14 protein-coding genes are annotated in these 18,411 nt (G+C 39.3%); 9 read left to right on the forward strand and 5 right to left on the reverse strand.

Features of this window, described 5'->3' with window-relative positions; genetic code table 11:
* A partial coding sequence (gene tnpA / locus AACV00_RS14870; protein WP_237584936.1) for an IS200/IS605 family transposase occupies positions 1-383 on the forward strand: 383 nt, incomplete at its 5' end.
* Positions 384-451: 68 nt separating this feature from the next.
* Here the strand turns inward: tnpA and AACV00_RS14875 are convergent.
* Genes AACV00_RS14875 through AACV00_RS14885 form a run of 3 tightly spaced genes read right to left on the reverse strand, consistent with a single transcriptional unit; the run spans position 452 to position 2,624 of the window.
* Positions 452-1,120 carry a M15 family metallopeptidase gene (locus AACV00_RS14875; protein WP_004248277.1) on the reverse strand — a complete coding sequence of 223 codons (669 nt, stop codon included), beginning with the start codon at positions 1,118-1,120 and terminating at the stop codon, positions 452-454.
* Entirely contained in the window at positions 1,117-2,247 is a 1,131-nt protein-coding gene (dapE, locus tag AACV00_RS14880) for a succinyl-diaminopimelate desuccinylase (protein ID WP_004248276.1), read from the reverse strand. The genes AACV00_RS14875 and dapE overlap by 4 nt, the downstream gene beginning before the upstream one ends.
* A gap of 5 nt (positions 2,248-2,252) precedes the next feature.
* On the reverse strand, positions 2,253-2,624 hold the full coding sequence (locus AACV00_RS14885) for an ArsC family reductase (protein ID WP_004248275.1): 372 nt from the start codon (positions 2,622-2,624) through the stop codon (positions 2,253-2,255).
* Positions 2,625-2,824: 200 nt separating this feature from the next.
* Between AACV00_RS14885 and AACV00_RS14890 the strand changes: the two genes are divergently transcribed.
* A complete protein-coding gene (locus AACV00_RS14890; RefSeq protein WP_004248274.1) occupies positions 2,825-3,385 on the forward strand; it encodes a hypothetical protein in 561 nt (186 codons plus the stop codon).
* Between the two features lie 69 nt (positions 3,386-3,454).
* Here AACV00_RS14890 and AACV00_RS14895 read toward each other — a convergent pair whose 3' ends face one another.
* Complete coding sequence (locus AACV00_RS14895; protein ID WP_004248273.1) at positions 3,455-4,078, reverse strand: response regulator; 624 nt, start codon at positions 4,076-4,078, stop codon at positions 3,455-3,457.
* Positions 4,079-4,627: 549 nt separating this feature from the next.
* Here AACV00_RS14895 and maeB point away from each other — a divergent pair.
* From maeB to AACV00_RS14920, 5 genes are all read left to right on the forward strand, one after another.
* Positions 4,628-6,910: an NADP-dependent oxaloacetate-decarboxylating malate dehydrogenase gene (gene maeB, locus AACV00_RS14900; protein WP_004250839.1), complete on the forward strand. Its 2,283-nt coding sequence runs from the start codon at positions 4,628-4,630 to the stop codon at positions 6,908-6,910.
* 186 nt (positions 6,911-7,096) lie between these two features.
* Positions 7,097-7,966, forward strand: coding sequence for a ChaN family lipoprotein (locus AACV00_RS14905; protein WP_004243399.1), 870 nt, complete (start codon positions 7,097-7,099; stop codon positions 7,964-7,966).
* On the forward strand, positions 7,939-8,793 hold the full coding sequence (locus AACV00_RS14910) for a TonB family protein (protein ID WP_223304308.1): 855 nt from the start codon (positions 7,939-7,941) through the stop codon (positions 8,791-8,793). Before AACV00_RS14905 ends, AACV00_RS14910 begins: the two co-directional genes overlap by 28 nt.
* Positions 8,794-8,817: 24 nt before the next feature.
* Complete coding sequence (locus AACV00_RS14915; RefSeq protein WP_080977124.1) at positions 8,818-10,986, forward strand: S9 family peptidase; 2,169 nt, start codon at positions 8,818-8,820, stop codon at positions 10,984-10,986.
* Positions 10,987-11,171: 185 nt separating this feature from the next.
* Positions 11,172-13,421, forward strand: a complete 2,250-nt coding sequence (locus AACV00_RS14920) for a TonB-dependent receptor domain-containing protein (protein WP_071425239.1) — start codon at positions 11,172-11,174, stop codon at positions 13,419-13,421.
* 116 nt (positions 13,422-13,537) lie between these two features.
* Here the strand turns inward: AACV00_RS14920 and xseA are convergent, their stop codons facing one another.
* On the reverse strand, positions 13,538-14,926 hold the full coding sequence (xseA, locus tag AACV00_RS14925) for an exodeoxyribonuclease VII large subunit (protein WP_004243392.1): 1,389 nt from the start codon (positions 14,924-14,926) through the stop codon (positions 13,538-13,540).
* Between the two features lie 169 nt (positions 14,927-15,095).
* Between xseA and guaB the strand changes: the two genes are divergently transcribed.
* Positions 15,096-16,562: an IMP dehydrogenase gene (guaB, locus tag AACV00_RS14930; protein ID WP_004243391.1), complete on the forward strand. Its 1,467-nt coding sequence runs from the start codon at positions 15,096-15,098 to the stop codon at positions 16,560-16,562.
* 84 nt (positions 16,563-16,646) lie between these two features.
* Positions 16,647-18,224 (forward strand): glutamine-hydrolyzing GMP synthase, encoded by a 1,578-nt coding sequence (guaA, locus tag AACV00_RS14935; RefSeq protein WP_004250844.1) that lies wholly within the window; start codon positions 16,647-16,649, stop codon positions 18,222-18,224.
* Positions 18,225-18,411: the final 187 nt, after the last annotated feature.

The following is an 18,411-nucleotide window of genomic DNA, read 5'->3' on the forward strand; positions in this document are numbered from 1 at the left end:
ATTGTGTATTCCTGATGCACGTCCATTTGGTCTTTGTCACAAAATACAGGCGAAAAATATTTGTTCAGGATGCAATTGAAAAATTGCGAGGCTACTTTGCCAGTGTTTGTGCTGATTTTGATGTTGAACTGGTTGAAATGGATGGGGAACGGGATCACGTTCATTTACTGATTAATTACCCGCCAAAACTGGCGATATCTAATCTGGTTAACAGCCTTAAAGGGGTATCGAGTCGATTACTTCGACGTGATCGTCCTGATATTGCCCAACGTGATTACTACAAGGGGGTTCTTTGGTCGCCAAGTTATTTCGCGGGGAGTTGTGGTGGCGCACCAATATCCATTATCCACCAGTACATTGAGCAACAGGAAACACCTAGTTAGTTAAAAAACCGCGCCTTATATCCCCGACCTGAAGGACGGGGTTTTACGGTGCTTTGGATAAAATCTAATTATTCTGGTAGCACAATATAGCGCTGATAAACCATTTCTAAGTTATCTAATAGCCATTGTTTACCTAAAATCGGCTCTTCTTCTAAAACAGCGCGAAGGATATCGATAGTATAGGCCTGCGAAGCTTCATAAGAGAGAGGTAAATAACTGATATGCCAAGGCTCATAGGCAATATAACTCTCTTTATCGGTAAAAGGGCGATAAAAATCGTAAGCTGACATATTTTCAGTCAGCCAGTCATTAAGTTGTGCAAAATAGCCCCCTTGTTCATACTCCCAAGGTTCTAATTGCAATGATTGCCCATTAGGTAAACGGAAAGGATCGTAAAAATCAATTTCGGTTCCCCAATGATGGCGACTTGCTCCGGGTAATGCAGACCATTTTAAAATCGCCTCGCAGCGTTGGCCTTCTGATAATGTCTGAATATCAATAGGTTGACTTTCAGCATCTAATACAGGGCGAGTGCCTTCAAATTTGCCATTCCATATCGCTAACTGACGTTCAAAACTTCTAAATGAACTGGCAGGCATTAATTTAAATCCCGCTTTGGCCGCTTGTTGTTGTAACGCTAAAAAGGCTTTTGTCGCATTAAACTGTAAATGATGTCGCTCTGATAAAGTCACTAAATGATCCGTAGAACGACCCGTTAACATTAAAGGGGTTATCATAAAATAATCTGCTCCATGATCCGCTGATAGATGCGACTAAGTTGTTGTAAATCAGCAGCACTGACACACTCATTTACTTTATGAATGGTGGCATTAATAGGCCCTAATTCAACAACTTGTGCACCCATTTGGGCGATAAATCGTCCATCGGAGGTGCCTCCGCTAGTTGAAAGCGTTGGCTCTATATTGGTGTAGTGTTTTACTGAATAACGTACCGCATCCAGTAATTTTCCTTCACCAGTGATAAAAGGTTGCCCAGATAAAGACCAAGAAATGTGATAACGCAACTGATATTTTTGTAGTAATGCTTCAGTACGTTGACGAATTTCTTCATCTGTAATAGCGGTGCTAAAACGAAAGTTAAACTGTATAAATAACTCACCTGGGATCACATTATTACTGCCAGTTCCACTATTAATATTGGCAATTTGCATGGTAGTGGCGGGAAAATACTCATTGCCATTATCCCATACCGTATTCACTAACTCGTGAATAAAAGGTGACGCCATATGAATAGGGTTTTGTGCAAGGTGAGGGTAAGCAACGTGGCCCTGCGTACCATAAATAGTGACATTTGCTGTTATTGAACCCCGTCGGCCATTTTTTATCATATCGCCGAGTTGATGCTGACTTGATGGTTCACCCACTAAGCAATAATCAAGTCGCTCTCCTCGAGATATTAATGACTCGACCACTTTAACGGTACCATCATGCGCATCGGCTTCTTCATCGGAGGTAATTAAAAAAGCAAGACGTCCACGATGTTGCGGATAAGCATGCACAAATCGTTCAGCCGCGACAACCATGGCTGCGAGAGAGCCTTTCATATCGGCGGCACCTCGGCCATATAACATTCCATCACGAATAGACGGCTCAAAAGGCGGGTTATCCCATAATGCATTAGCGCCGGGAGGCACAACATCGGTATGTCCTGCAAATGCGAGGGTTTCTCCCTCACCACCACGACATGCCCAAAGATTTTCGGTCTGACCAAAAGGCATTTTTTCAATGGTAAAGCCCAAAGGTGCTAATCTGTCGATGATCAGTTGCTGACAACCTTGGTCATCTGGGCTTACGGAAGGTCGAGAAATAAGTTGTTGTGCAAGTTCAATAACAGGGCAGGACATAAAAATTAGGCTCCTGTAAAAGTCAGGTAATCATTAGCATTAAAACCTACCATAAAACGATTATCAGAAGAGACTAAAATTGGACGTTTAATAATGGCAGGTTTATCAAGCATAAGTGCAATGGCTGCATTCACATCAGTGATAGCATTTTTTTCTTCATCAGATAATTGACGCCAAGTTGTTCCTCTTTTGTTCACCAATGTCTGCCAATCTAAATTTTCTGTAAAGGTGAGTAATAATGCTTCCTTCAAACCGTCTTTACGGTAATCATGAAAAACATAAGGAATATGATTATCATCTAGCCATTTACGTGCTTTTTTGATTGTATCGCAATTTTTTATGCCGTACATCGTGTATGTCAGGTTAGTAGTAGACATGATATTTTCCTTATATGACAATACGTAATATTGGTATCAATACGTATAAGTGTTATACAGATCCAAAGTAGCAGGTTTTGTTGTAGTGAAAAATCCTATTTACATTATAAAATATATTGGATATTAACCTGTCACCTAAGTGTAACGAATTGTGTAACGTAGAGTAATAGAAATAAAGATTTCCGTTGGTAAAAGAAAATATGAAAAGTATTTCACTGAGTCTTATATTGCTTTTACTCTCTACTTTTAGCTGGGCTAATGAAGATGAAGACAGCAAAAAGGTTGATGAGTATAAAACAGCCCTACAGGCATTTTTTAACAGTGATTATTTATTGTGTTTAGGCGAAGGGAAATGGCCCGTTTACAGTAATGAAAATGATGCTCCATGGGTTTTAGAGCGAATGAATGCATTAATGGATGCTGGTTTAATTGAACAAACTGTCGATGGTGACGAGTGGGTGTTCTCTCTAAGCGAGAAAGGACGAAAAGCTTGGCAACCATATCAAGATTTTTGTTATGGACACCTTTTTATTAGCCAAATAAAAGAGATACAACCTATCGATTCAGATAAAAGTACTATCTATTTTTATTATGGAGTCAAAGATATTCCTGCTTGGGCTAGAAATAGTGATGTACAGTCAGCATTTAGTGAACTGGATATAGTGATTAACGGTATCAACCGAGAGCTTTATCAGTTAAAAATTGAAAAGTTACCCGATAATCACTTCAAAGTATTAAGTTATCCTGTCCCTATTGAGTGATTTTCTAAAGTGAGAAAATGGCTTCCTTAAGAACTTAATTACCCCGACTTAATGTCGGGGTAAATTCGTTTAGTGCTGATGCTTAATTAAGATAAGGCTCGCCGCTAAACGTGATGTCACTTGTAGTTTCTTTAAGATATTACGAATATGTACTTTGACGGTTTCTTCTGAGATAAACAGATTTTCGGCAATCTGTTTATTTTTCATTCCCACCGCCACTTCTTGAAGGACATCAAGTTCTCTTTTTGTTAACGCAGATAGCGGATCAGAATAGTTTTGTCTTAATTGGATATATTGCCAAACTTTTTCACTGTAAACGGGGCGCCCAACCACCGCTTTACGTAAACTGAGTAGCAACATATCAAGTTCACACTCTTTCAATAAATAACCGTTAGCACCAGCATCTAATGCAGCATACACATCATTGCGAGAATCTGAAATTGATAAAACCAATACATAAGATGTTAAACCACAGCGACGCAGAGAACGAATAATATCAATACCAGAGCGTCCTTGAAGGTGTAAATCCATCATAATAAGATCAGGATTTAACTGTTTTGCTGTGGTGATTGCTTCTTGAGCATTGCCACTTTCGCTTACTACAATAAATTCCTTGTCTTGCTCTAACAATAGCCGTAATCCATATCTCATGATAGGGTGATCATCCACTATCATAATTGAGTAGCTAGGCATAACCCCTCTCCCTAAAAAATAATATGCGTAATCTTTTCAACAGCAGAAAATAAAAAATAAATTCCAAATAAGGAATAAAAATTAGAATCAGATATCTTATTAAAACAATAAGAAAATAAAATTGACGGTTGGCAATATTACACCAATTATTGTTACGGGTAAAAAAGAAAATAACCAAAACGACTAATAAAAGTTCTAATGATAGATAAATCCTTTTATTACAATGTATTAAGTTAATTTTTAACTATATTAAAATGCAACTACAAGTAAAAATAGTTATTGATTTATAAAACAATATAAAAAGTTTAATTATTTTAAGAGTTAATTTAGTTATAGATAAATAATAAACAAAGATTGTATTTTTTCTGTTCGTGTTTATTTCCATAATGAAATTAAACTGGGTTAATAATATACCCAGAAATAGGTATGAGCAGTTTATAATAAATGAGATGAACTAATTTGAAAAAAGTGTCGATACCATCATGATTTAACGAGCTATTACCATTATACTAACCAAGCCCTTACCCTATTGATACAAAGGATATGAAGATGGAAGACAAACTACAACAAAGTGCATTGGATTTTCATGAATTCCCTAATCCTGGCAAAATCACAGTGACACCAACTAAACCACTAATAACACAACGTGACTTAGCATTAGCTTATTCACCGGGTGTTGCGGCTCCTTGCCTTGAAATTGCGGCTAATCCTTTAGCTGCGTATCGCTTTACAGCGAAAGGTAACTTGGTTGCCGTTATCTCTAATGGTACGGCTGTTTTAGGACTCGGTAATATTGGCGCCTTAGCAGGTAAACCTGTGATGGAAGGTAAAGGCGTATTATTTAAAAAATTCTCCGGCATTGATGTATTTGATATTGAAGTGAATGAAACCGATCCTGATAAATTGGTGGATATTATCGCTTCATTGGAACCGACTTTTGGTGGGATCAATTTAGAAGATATTAAAGCACCGGAATGCTTCTATATTGAACAAAAACTGCGTGAGAGAATGAATATTCCTGTCTTTCATGATGATCAGCATGGTACGGCAATTATTTCTACGGCCGCTATTATCAACGGGTTACGTATTGTTCGTAAAAATATTGATAAAGTTCGCTTAGTGGTTTCAGGTGCCGGTGCTGCTTCTATCGCGTGTATGAACCTTCTTGTCGCTTTAGGGTTAAAGCGTGAAAATATTGTTGTTTGTGACTCAAAAGGGGTTATTTATCAAGGCCGTGAAGCCAATATGGCAGAAACTAAAGCGGCTTATGCGATTAAAGATAACGGCAGCCGCACACTTGATGATGTGATCAACGATGCCGATATTTTCTTAGGGTGCTCAGGGCCGGGGGTACTGACCCAAGAGATGGTGAAAAAAATGGCACGGGACCCGCTGATCCTTGCGCTAGCAAATCCGGAGCCAGAAATTTTACCACCGTTAGTCAAAGCGGTACGATCAGATGCGATTATTTGTACCGGACGCTCTGATTTTCCTAATCAGGTCAATAATGTTCTCTGTTTCCCGTTCATTTTCCGTGGTGCGCTGGATGTGGGGGCAACCGCTATCAATGAAGAGATGAAACTTGCCTGTGTACATGCAATTGCTGAATTGGCACTGGCAGAACAAAATGAAGAGGTTGCTAGCGCATATGGCGATCAAGAACTGTCATTTGGCCCAGAATACATTATTCCAAAACCTTTTGATCCACGTTTAATTGTTAAAATTGCGCCTGCCGTTGCAAAAGCTGCAATGGATTCAGGTGTGGCAACCCGTCCAATTGAAGATTTCGCCGCTTATATCGAACACCTCAATGAATTCGTTTATAAAACGAATTTATTTATGAAACCTATCTTTGCTCAAGCGAAAAAAGAGAAAAAACGCATTGTATTGGCGGAAGGGGAAGATAACCGCGTTCTGCATGCGACTCAAGAATTAGTCACTTTAGGACTTGCTGAGCCGATCCTAATTGGTCGTCCTAGTGTGATTGAAATGCGTATTCAGAAATTAGGCTTACATATTCAAGCGGGTAGAGATTTTGAAGTTGTAAACAATGAAAACGATCCGCGTTTTAAAGAATATTGGCAAGAATATTATCAAATAATGAAACGTCGTGGTGTTTCGCAAGAACAAGCTCGTCGAGCCGTTATTGGTAATCCAACACTGATTGGCGCAATTATGGTACGTAGAGGGGAAGCAGACGGCTTGATCTGTGGAACCGTGGGAAGTTATTCGGAACATTTTGAAATATATAAAAATGTTTTTGGTTTACGTGAAGGATCTAATACTGCAGGGGCGATGAATGCACTATTACTGCCTAGTGGTAACACCTTTATTACTGATACCTATGTAAATGAAGATCCTACCGCTGAGCAACTTGCTGACATCACTATAATGGCGGCAGATACTATTCGTCGCTTTGGTATTGAGCCAAAAGCAGCATTAGTATCCCGCTCAAGTTTTGGCTCTTTTGACAGCCCATCATCCATAAAATTAAGAAAAGCGTTAGAGCTTATTAAACAACGCGCACCAGAATTAGAAATTGATGGTGAAATGCATGCTGATGCTGCTTTAGTTGAGTCAATTCGTCGCGATATTATGCCAGACAGCCCACTAAAAGGTTCAGCTAATCTGTTAGTGATGCCAACAATGGAAGCGGCGCGCATTAGCTATAACTTATTACGTGTCACTAGCTCCGATGGGGTAACGGTAGGTCCAGTGTTAATGGGAGTTGCTAAGCCTGCCCATATTTTAACGCCAATTGCATCTGTTCGTCGCATTGTTAATATGGTGGCATTAGCTGTGGTTGAAGCACAAACACAATCTCAACGCTAATCGCTAAACTGATTAAAATAACCACTTTAAGCAAAGCGCCTTTTTTAATAAAAGGCGTTTTTATTTTACGGTATCAATCCGTCAACATTAAATACAAATAATTATAACAATGATATTGATAATTATTCTTATTAATATTAATCTAAGCTTATATTAAAAATAAGTAAATATAACTATAAGGTTAATATGTTTTTTTCAATATCTAAATGGTTCTTGTTATTAGTTTCACTTATTACTGTCTGCGCATGTAGTACAGTAGAAAAAAACACCGTACCTAGTACAACTCCCGCTATTATTACATCAGCCAATATTATTGATACGCGTACAGGAAAGACAATCACAGCTAATGCGCTATTAACTCAATTAGCCAGCCAATCGCGGGTGATTGTTGGCGAAAAACATGACAATCAATATCACCATGAGATTGAGTATTGGTTAATGACACAACTTCCCAATAAACGTCCTCAAGGTGCGGTTTTATTAGAGATGTTGACGCCAGATCAGCAAAACTTAGTTGATAATACGAAAAAACGTTACTCTAGCTCACAATATTTACGTGATGAACGTTTAATGTCTGTACTCAATTGGAATAAAGGCTGGTCTTGGAAAGGGTATGGCAATCTGATTAAAGAAGGGCTACAAGCAGATTATCCATTGTTAGCGGCTAATATCGATCGCAGTGATATTACAAATGCATATAAAAACCCACCTAATATTGAAGGTGAATATTCAACGCAACCTGCTGTTCGTCAGCTTATTAGTAAAACTATTGAGCTTTCTCATGGTGGTGCACTTGATAAAACACAAATTGAAAAAATGACCGTGATCCAACAACTGCGTGATCGTGCAATGGCAAAAAGTTTATTAAATGCCCCTATGCCCGCACTGTTGATTGCCGGCTCATTTCATGCCACTAAATTAATGGGTGTACCTTTACATATTAAAGATTTAGCCCCTAATGAAACAGTCACGGTACTTATTATGGCAGAAGAAGGTAGCGATATTACCTTTGAACATGCCGATTATTTGTGGATAACTCCTGCAGCCCATCCTTGATTATTGATAATACGCATATGTTGATCTCTTCTTCCGTTAACCAAATGGCGCAATTACAGCCTTGTCGATATTCAGGCTTTATTTTATCAATAGTATTTCATTTTACTTTAGTCATTAGTTATTTCTATATCACGCAACAACGCCCGGTGATAATCCATCAACCTGCACCGGCTGTTATGCTTAGCTTAAGTGAAAACGTCCAAGCGGTGAATAAAGAAAAACAGATTGTCGGTGTTGATCAGCAAATGGCTGTCGCCAGCCAAAAAAAACAGCAGCAAGAGATTGCGGAGAAACAACCCAATCTTATTATTAATGAAAATGCAGATATTTTGCTTGAAAAGCCGAAAAAAGTGCTACAAAACCAGACCTCAGTTAAGGTTGCCCCTTCAATTGCACCAACCAAACCTTCACCTATTGTCAGTGAAAATGTATCGAGTTTATCCGCGCCCTCAACAAGCCATTCTGTTGCGAAACAACAGGCTAACGATGTTTCTGCAAATTATGATAGTGATGCAAATAAAGAAGCAGATGCCTTGGCATTATGGCAAGCTAAGGCCAAAGGTCATTTAAATCGTTATAAAGCTTATCCTGAAGAAGCGAAAAGAAAAGGGCGTACGGGAGCACCTAAAGTGCGTTTTATTGTTGATGGACAAGGTTATGTCATAGCCTGCGAATTGATTAATAGCAGTGGTGTGCGCTCACTAGATAAAGAGGCACAAAGTGTTATTAAGCGTGCTCAGCCATTACCAAAGCCCCCAGAAGAACTGCTTTTTAATGGTCAAATAACAATTGAAATGGCAATTGAATTTTCCACATTGACTTTATAATTCTAACATAACAAGGAATTAAACATGTTATCCGCGACAAGAAAAACGGTGACGCAGGGATTAACAGGTGCCATGATGGCAATCTTGATCACTGCAACACCGACAATGGCTCAAACAGAGAAGGACGTTATTATGATGCCACCGAAAGCGAATAAAATCCCCCATGTGATGACAGAACATGGTGACTCTCGTACTGATAATTATTATTGGCTTAGGGATGATGCACGCAAAGATAAACAAGTTATTGACTATCTTAAGGCTGAAAATGCTTATACTGAGTCAGTAATGGCAGCGGGCAAAACACTAGAAAATACGCTCTATAATGAGATGGTCGAGCGTATGGCACAAAATGATGCCTCAGTGCCTTATGACTATAATGGCTATACTTACCAAACCATTTACCAAGAAGGTAAAGACTTTCCTATTTATCAACGTAAACCAATAGGAAGTGATGGAGAATGGGAAATTCTTGTTGATGGTAATGAACGAGCTAAAGGACATGAGTTTTATCAATTAGGTGATTTAGCCATTAGTCCAGATAACAAACGTATTGCTATTGCTGAAGATAAAGAAGGACGTCGCAACTATACAGTTGCTTATAAAGATCTGACAGACAAAACATGGCAAGAGAATGTTTTAACCAATATTTCAGCGAATTTAGTATGGGCAAATGATAGCCAAACACTGTTCTATGTAGATAAAGATCCGCAAACTTTATTGCCATACCAGATTTATCGCCATCAATACGGTAGTGATAGAAAACAAGACGTGAAAATCTTTGAAGAGAATGATGATCGTTTTTATACCTGGATGGAAAAAAGCAAATCAGAAGATTATATTCTAGTCACTATTGCAAGCTCTACAACTTCTGAATATCGTTTAATTGATGCCAATGCACCAGAAAAACCCATGGTGGTTTTTTCTCCTCGCCAAGAAGGGCGAGAATATTATATCGATCATTTTAAAGGTGAATTTTATATTCGCTCTAATCATGAAAGTGAGCTATATGGTCTTTATAAAACGGCCTCTATTGATGCACCTTGGCAAACCGTAATTGCTCCTCAGCCAGAAGTAGACTTGGAAAGCTTCGAACTGTTTAATCGTTGGTTAGTGCTTGAAGAGCGCAAACAAGGTTTAGTGTCATTACGCCAAATTGATTGGAAAACAGGACAATCAACAAATATTATTTTTGATGATCCTGTCTATATGGCATGGCTAAGTGTCAATCCACAAGCTGATAGCGAAGAGTTACGTTTTGGTTATACCTCAATGACTACGCCTTCTTCTACCTATCAATGGAATATGCAAACCAAAGAAAAACAATTGCTTAAACAGCAGGAAGTGAAAGGCTTTAAGCATGATTTGTATGAAAGTGAACGTATTTGGGTAAAAGCACAAGATGGTGTCGAGGTGCCTGTATCGCTGGTTTATCGTAAAGACTTATTTAAGAAAGGCGAAAATCCAATCTTAATTTACGGTTATGGCTCTTACGGCAGCAGTATCGACCCCTCGTTTAGCTCTGCCCGTTTAAGTTTATTAGATAGAGGTTTTGTATATGCCATTGTCCATGTCAGAGGTGGCGGTGAATTAGGTAAACGCTGGTATAACCAAGGGAAAATGGAGCATAAAGTCAACTCCTTTACTGACTTTATCGATGCCACAAAATACCTTATTAACCAAGGTTATGGTGCACCCAAACATGTCTACGCGATGGGCGGTAGTGCTGGTGGATTACTTATGGGAGCCGTTATTAATATGGCACCTGAACTCTACCGTGGTGTTGTGGCTCAGGTACCATTTGTCGATGTTTTGACAACCATGCTGGATGCTTCTATTCCGCTCACAACAGGTGAATATGAAGAGTGGGGTGATCCTGCGGATAAAGACGTTTATTTCCGTTTAAAATCTTATAGCCCTTACGATAATGTTGAGGCTAAAGCCTATCCTCATTTATTGGTCACTACAGGTTTACATGATTCTCAAGTTCAATATTGGGAGCCGGCAAAATGGGTGGCTAAATTACGTGAATTAAAAACAGATAATAATTTGCTTCTGCTTGAAACAGATATGAGTGCAGGACATGGAGGTAAATCCGGTCGTTTTAATCGTCTACGTGATACTGCGAGAGAATATGCCTTTATTTTAATGTTAGAGCAGCCTGATATTTATTTTAAGACACAAAATATCAAGTAATTAAATCAAGCCTTTTAAATTTTTAATGATTAACCTGTCTCTCTTTAATGAGAGACAGGGTTAATGCTATTAATTTTTATCTTATAAAACAATAATAACAATATCGTTATTTATTAAATTAAATAACTTTTAGCTTATAGAAAGCAAAGTGAGCCTATTTAAATAAAACAAAGAATAGGTTTATTATGAAAACTCAATTAACAAGGAACATACTTGGCTCTTGTATTCTATTTTCTGGTATTCATTCTCTGGTGTTTGCGGCTGAAACGGAAAAAACAGTTCAATTTAGTAGTTTAAAAGTCTCATCGGCACAAAAACAAACACCAGAGCAAAAAGCGTTAGCTAAGCCGGGGGCTTATAGCTCTATTGGTGAAATCAATAATCTTAGCTCGGTAGAACAAGCATTACGATCTACACCGGGAACTTACACCCAAATGGATGCCAGTCAGCCGGGGGTTGGGGTTAATATCCGGGGATTAAGTGGTTTTGGTCGAGTCAATATGATGATTGATGGGGTGACACAAACGATGTATAGCACGTCACCTAGCCAATATGCGCATGGTGGACAACCATACAACCAGTTTAATAGCATGATCGATCCTAACTTTATTGTGCAAATTGATATTTCTCGTGGTCAACAAGATGGTGAAAATAGTATTAATGCATTAGCGGGGAGTGCTAATTTTAAAACAATAGGTATTGATGATGTTTTATTTTCTAATCATCGTTGGGGAATAAGAAGTAAAGCGGCTCGAGGGACTAATGGATTAGGTTATAACGGTATGGTTGCGATCGCAGGAAAACAGCCGATACTTAATCATGATGGTTATATTGGCGCTATGTTTGCCATAAGTGGACATAATATTGAATCTTCTTATAAAAATGGGGCAGGTTTTAATAGTCATGAGTTTGCAACCACTAAAGACTTTAACCAAAAGCCACATTCTGAATTAGCAAAAATATCGTTTAAACCTAATGATTCTCATGAAATAGAATTAAGTGGTCGGTTTTATAATAATAAATTTAATCGAAGAACCATAGAGAGCCAAGATTATTATGCTAAATATCGTTATACCCCGCTAAACGATCTTTTTGATAGTGAAATATTATTGAGTAGAAGCCAAGCTTCGCAAAAATTTGCCGGTGACTCTTTAATGTCATTACGCAATGGACATGCGAAAAATATTTCCAATGCACTTGTCGCTAAAAATACCAGTCGATTTAATTATCATGAGCTGGATATGGCACTAACATTAGGCACTAAACTGATGTCGATTGATTATAATCGAGAAGTGACAGCTCCTTCGAGCGATCCATGGCAATCACAAAATATGATTGAATACAATGTATTTGCTCCGCAAGGAAAAAACGACATCAGCAGTCTTTTTTCACAAATAAAATTTGAATACGATATTTATACCCTCGCATTAAATTTAAACTATACGGATTATCATATTAAAGGATATAAACCCGCTTGTGATCCCAAAGCAGCGTGTTTCCCTGAAGGTGCGATGAATGTTAATCGCCACGAAAAAGCGTGGGAGCCGGGAGCACTCTTTTCTGCACAAATTATCCCTGAATTTGAACCATTTATCAGTTATGCCCATACGACAAGGGCGCCGAACCCACAGGAAATTTTCTTTGCTAATGAAGGTGGGGCATCGATGAACCCCTTTTTAAGAAGTGAGAAAGCGGATACTTTCCAAATAGGTTTTAATAGTTATCGCCCTGATTTAATTGTTGCCGGAGACAGCTTTCGCTTAAAAGCACTTTGGTATCATACTAAAGTTAAAAACTATATTTCCAGTGATTCTTATAATGTTTGTAAAGGGGGTAAACGCTGTAAAATCGATGGCACTTTTACTGACGATGACTACAGTGGCATGGAATACGATGGAAATATCTATTTATACACAAATAGCCTTGATCCTGTCACGATGAGAGGCTATGAACTACAAGTAAACTATGATGCTGATGTATTTTATACCACACTTTCTTATAGCAATGAGCGTACCTCACAACCCACTTCTCTTGCGATGGGGGATTTTGGGCAAAGTCCTGCATCAGAACTTCCCAAATACTACGCAACAATTGATGCTGGTGTGAGGTTATTCGATGACCGATCTCTCGAATTAGGCACCATCATTCAAATTACCGGTAAAAGTCGTAAAGCTTCAGCTGAAGGGTTTGATTTTGATACAGGCACTATTCCCATGGTCGAACAAGAAAAAATCCCTACCGTGATCAACGCGTACGCTAACTATCAAATGAATAAAAATGTGTCATTAAAATTTGCGGTACATAATCTCATGAATAAAAATTATTCAAATGCACTTGATAGAAGTAATTCAGCGCCAATTATGGATGAACAGGGACAAAATAAACAAACGGCTAGAGGCAGAAGTTTCCTGTTTGGTGGAGAAATTCGTTTTTAATATAAACGGTAATATACCCTGAAAGCAGGGCGAAAGCGTTTTCTGCTATCCATCGTTACCAAGTAACACAAACGGCATCATTAAGATGCCGTTGTTATGGTTGCCATGTATATGGTTTAAATGGATGACTTGCTCTTGGGGGCTGGTTTACGTTTAGCAGGTATTTTTTGTGTATTTATCACTTCACTGGTGATCCAGCCATCTTCAACACGCGTTTTTAGCGTATCACCTTTTTTAACTTGTTTCGTATTTTTCAGTACGTCACCTGAAGCAACTTCACTAATGCTGTAACCGCGAGAAAGGGTTGCGAGAGGACTCACACTTTCTAAACGTGAACAGCTAATTGCAAATTGTTCACGTTGACGAGCAAGCTGTTGTGAAATACTTTCTCTCATACGATAAATTAACTGTTGTTGTTGGCGCAGTAGTGCTTGTATTTGAGGGCTTGGCTCTTGGTAATTAAGGCGTTTTTGTAGCTGAGTATGTTGATTCTGTTTTGTTTGTAGGAGGCGCTGAAAACTGGTCACTAAACGCTGTTTAGTTGTAGCCAATACATTTTGTTGGCGAGCAAGGCGTAAGTGTGGATGCTGTTGTTGTAAGCGATGATGAAGTTGTGTTAGTGCGCGTAATTTTTTTGCTAGATAATAATCCATCGCCATTTCAAGACGTTGTTGCTGTGACTGCAATTGGCGTAATAGCTCGAGTTTGTTGCGACTAATTAACTCAGCAGCGGCAGAAGGGGTTGGCGCTCTAAGATCGGCAATAAAATCAGCAATAGTCACATCAGTTTCATGACCCACGGCACTGACAATAGGAATATCACTAGCAAAAATAGCACGGGCTACGCGCTCATCGTTAAATGCCCAGAGATCTTCCAATGAGCCGCCACCTCGGCCGACAATTAGCACATCACATTCTTTACGACGGTTAGCCAGCTCAATGGCATGGACTATCTGCATTGGTGCTTCCGCACCTTGAACGGCTGTGGGATAAATAATAATAGGTAATGAGGGATCACGACGACGTAAAATATTTAAAATATCGTGTAAGGCTGCGCCAGTTGAGGAGGTGATCACCCCAATTTGTTTAGCAGGTGTTGGTAGTGGTTTTTTATGAAGAGCATCAAATAAACCTTCAGCACTTAGTTTTTGTTTTAAAAGCTCAAATTGCTGCTGTAATAATCCATCACCCGCCGGTTGCATACTTTCGACAATCAGTTGGTAATCACCACGGGGTTCGTACAGTGTGATAGTCGCACGTACTAATACTTGCTGACCATGTTGAGGGCGAAAAGTGACTTTTGTGTTTTGACCGCGAAACATCGCCGCTCTAATTTGAGCATGGGTATCTTTTAACGTGAAATACCAATGACCAGAAGCAGGTTGAGTAAAATTGGAAATTTCAGCACTGATCCAAATGCGACCCATTTCCATTTCTAATAACTGGCGAACGGTCTTATTTAGACGGCTAACAGTAAAAATATTATTGTTTATCGGTAGAGTCATGTGAGCCAGATCAAATTTTAAAACAAAGACTTAATTGACTGATACTACCTAAGTTAGCCAGAGGATCAATAAAAATTTTCAAAAAAAGCTAGAAGCAACCGATTACGGTGTGTATAATGCCGCGGCAATATTTTCCATTTCTTAAAAGCCGCCTTGGTGAGATATTGCTATGTTACGAATTAAAAAAGAAGCACTTACATTTGATGATGTTTTGTTAGTTCCTGCACACTCGACTGTCCTTCCTAATACTGCTGATTTATCTACTCAACTGACTGAAACAATTCGCTTAAATGTGCCTATGCTTTCTGCTGCAATGGATACTGTGACTGAAGCATCTTTAGCTATTGCATTAGCTCAAGAAGGTGGAATTGGTTTTATCCACAAAAACATGCCTATCGAACGCCAAGCTGAAGAAGTTCGTCGTGTTAAAAAACATGAAAGCGGTGTTGTGACGGATCCTATCACGGTAACACCAGAAACTTCTTTACGCGAAGTCCAAGCAATGACAGAGCGTAATGGTTTTGCTGGCTATCCGGTAGTGACTAAAGACAATGAATTAGTGGGTATTATTACTGGTCGCGATGTTCGCTTTGTCACTGATTTAGATCAACCTGTCACTGCGGTAATGACGCCAAAAGAGCGTTTAGTTACCGTTAAAGAAGGTGAAGCGCGTGATGTTGTTATGCAAAAAATGCATGAGAAGCGCGTAGAAAAAGCCTTAGTAGTCGATGATCATTTCCACTTAAAAGGCATGATCACCGTTAAAGATTTCAAAAAAGCAGAACGCAAGCCTAATGCATGTAAAGATGAGCATGGTCGTTTACGTGTAGGTGCTGCGGTTGGCGCTGGTGCAGGTAACGAAGAGCGTATCGCTGCATTAGTGGCAGCTGGTGTTGATGTTCTTCTTATCGACTCCTCACATGGTCATTCCGAAGGGGTATTACAGCGTATTCGTGAAACTCGCGCTTTATATCCAAACTTACCTATTATTGGGGGTAATGTGGCAACCGCAGAAGGGGCTTTAGCGCTGGCGGATGCAGGTGTGAGTGCTGTTAAAGTGGGTATTGGCCCTGGCTCTATTTGTACCACTCGTATCGTAACAGGTGTTGGGGTTCCACAAATCACCGCGATTGCTGATGCTGTTGAAGCACTAAAAGATCGCAATATTCCGGTGATTGCTGATGGTGGTATTCGTTTCTCTGGTGATATTGCTAAAGCATTAGCCGCTGGAGCAGCATGTGTGATGGTTGGCTCTATGTTTGCAGGTACAGAAGAATCTCCGGGTGAAATCGAGCTATTCCAAGGTCGCTCTTATAAATCTTATCGTGGTATGGGCTCTTTAGGCGCAATGTCTAAAGGTTCATCAGATCGTTATTTCCAAACTGATAATGCAGCAGACAAATTAGTACCAGAAGGTATTGAAGGTCGTGTGGCATATAAAGGCTTACTGAAAAATATCGTTCACCAACAAATGGGTGGCTTACGTTCATGTATGGGCTTAACAGGCTGTGCAACCATCAAAGAATTAAATACCAAAGCTGAATTTGTTCGCATCAGTGGTGCGGGTATTCAGGAAAGCCATGTTCATGATGTGACTATCACGAAAGAATCGCCTAACTATCGTTTAGGTATGTAATTATTCGAGAAAGGCTTGAAAACAGAAAATGTTAACAAGCCTTTCAATTTAATGACTTTTTATTTGTTTTGGAATTCACCACAAATGACAGCAAATATCCATAATCATCGCATTCTTATCCTTGATTTCGGTTCGCAATATACACAGCTTATTGCTCGCCGTATTCGCGAAATCGGCGTTTATTGTGAACTCTGGGCATGGGATGTTACAGAAGAACAAATTCGTGAATTTAACCCCAATGGTATTATTCTGTCTGGTGGCCCTGAAAGTACTACAGAAGACAATAGCCCACGCGCTCCGGAATACGTCTTTAATGCGGGAGTGCCGGTATTAGGTATCTGCTATGGCATGCAAACTATGTCTATGCAATTAGGCGGTGATGTTGAAGTCTCAGGTGAGCGTGAATTTGGTTATTCACAAGTTGAGATCCGCGAAACCTGCGAACTGTTCCGTGATATTCAAGACTCCGTAAGTGAAGATGGCAAACCTTTATTAGATGTATGGATGAGCCACGGTGATAAAGTTACGGCTATTCCCGCTGATTTTGTCACTATTGCTAGCACTGAAACTTGCCCATTTGCGATTATGGCAAATGAAGAGAAGCGTTTCTATGGTGTACAGTTCCACCCAGAAGTTACCCATACCCATCAAGGTTTAGCCATTTTAAAACGCTTTGTGTTAGATATCTGTGGTTGTGACGCATTATGGACATCCGCGGCGATTATTGAAGATACTGTTGCTCGTTTAAAACAACAAATTGGCGACGATCACGTTATTCTCGCGCTATCGGGTGGTGTAGACTCTTCTGTTACCGCATTATTATTAAATCGTGCCATTGGTAAACGCTTAACCTGTGTATTTGTTGATAATGGCTTATTACGCCTTAACGAAGCCGAACAAGTTATGGCGATGTTTAAAGGCAAATTTGACCTCAATATTATCCATGTTGAAGCTGAAGATCGTTTCTTAACTGCGCTAAAAGGTGAAAACGATCCGGAGAAAAAACGCAAAATTATCGGTCATACCTTCATTGAAATCTTTGATGAAGAAGCGGTTAAATTACCGCAAGTCAAATGGCTAGCACAAGGCACAATCTATCCTGATGTGATTGAATCAGCCGCATCTGCAACAGGTAAAGCGCATGTGATCAAATCACACCATAACGTAGGTGGCTTACCTGAAGATATGAAGTTAGGTTTAGTGGAGCCATTAAAAGAACTATTTAAAGATGAAGTGCGTAAAATCGGACTTGAGTTAGGTTTACCTTACGACATGCTATACCGTCATCCATTCCCAGGACCAGGTTTAGGGGTGCGCGTATTGGGTGAAATCAAGAAAGAGTATTGTGATTTACTACGTCGTGCTGATGCTATCTTTATTGAAGAGCTACATAAAGCCGATTTATACAATAAAGTCAGCCAAGCATTTACAGTATTCCTACCTGTCCGTTCAGTGGGTGTTATGGGCGATGGTCGTAAATACGATTGGGTAGTTTCATTACGTGCTGTGGAAACCGTAGACTTTATGACCGCACATTGGGCACACCTACCTTACGATTTCTTAGGCCGTGTTTCTAACCGCATTATCAATGAAGTAAATGGTATTTCTCGCGTGGTTTATGATATCAGCGGAAAACCACCAGCAACGATTGAGTGGGAATAAAATAACGTTTATCAGCAATAGTTGATAAAGGTTAAAAAACCAAAAGCCATCAGTATGTTACTGGTGGCTTTTTTGTTTTCTATGGTTGCTAATGGTTGACAAGAACCGAAAAAAATGACGGTATATGTGGCGGTGTCATTTATAAATAAAAATAATTTCAACCAAACACCGTATTGCAAGAGCGTGA

It is taken from the genome of Proteus sp. G3927 (genome assembly GCF_963894685.1).
Taxonomy (GTDB): domain Bacteria; phylum Pseudomonadota; class Gammaproteobacteria; order Enterobacterales; family Enterobacteriaceae; genus Proteus; species Proteus mirabilis.

What these genes read in the sequence shown, in the direction of transcription:
- AACV00_RS14875 (WP_004248277.1), bottom strand. Translation starts at nt 1,120, where the DNA reads ATGATAACCCCTTTAATGTTAACGGGTCGTTCTACGGATCATTTAGTG.
- dapE (WP_004248276.1), bottom strand. Translation starts at nt 2,247, where the DNA reads ATGTCCTGCCCTGTTATTGAACTTGCACAACAACTTATTTCTCGACCT.
- AACV00_RS14885 (WP_004248275.1), bottom strand. Translation starts at nt 2,624, where the DNA reads ATGTCTACTACTAACCTGACATACACGATGTACGGCATAAAAAATTGC.
- AACV00_RS14890 (WP_004248274.1), top strand. Translation starts at nt 2,825, where the DNA reads ATGAAAAGTATTTCACTGAGTCTTATATTGCTTTTACTCTCTACTTTT.
- AACV00_RS14895 (WP_004248273.1), bottom strand. Translation starts at nt 4,078, where the DNA reads ATGCCTAGCTACTCAATTATGATAGTGGATGATCACCCTATCATGAGA.
- maeB (WP_004250839.1), top strand. Translation starts at nt 4,628, where the DNA reads ATGGAAGACAAACTACAACAAAGTGCATTGGATTTTCATGAATTCCCT.
- AACV00_RS14905 (WP_004243399.1), top strand. Translation starts at nt 7,097, where the DNA reads ATGTTTTTTTCAATATCTAAATGGTTCTTGTTATTAGTTTCACTTATT.
- AACV00_RS14915 (WP_080977124.1), top strand. Translation starts at nt 8,818, where the DNA reads ATGTTATCCGCGACAAGAAAAACGGTGACGCAGGGATTAACAGGTGCC.
- AACV00_RS14920 (WP_071425239.1), top strand. Translation starts at nt 11,172, where the DNA reads ATGAAAACTCAATTAACAAGGAACATACTTGGCTCTTGTATTCTATTT.
- xseA (WP_004243392.1), bottom strand. Translation starts at nt 14,926, where the DNA reads ATGACTCTACCGATAAACAATAATATTTTTACTGTTAGCCGTCTAAAT.
- guaB (WP_004243391.1), top strand. Translation starts at nt 15,096, where the DNA reads ATGTTACGAATTAAAAAAGAAGCACTTACATTTGATGATGTTTTGTTA.
- guaA (WP_004250844.1), top strand. Translation starts at nt 16,647, where the DNA reads ATGACAGCAAATATCCATAATCATCGCATTCTTATCCTTGATTTCGGT.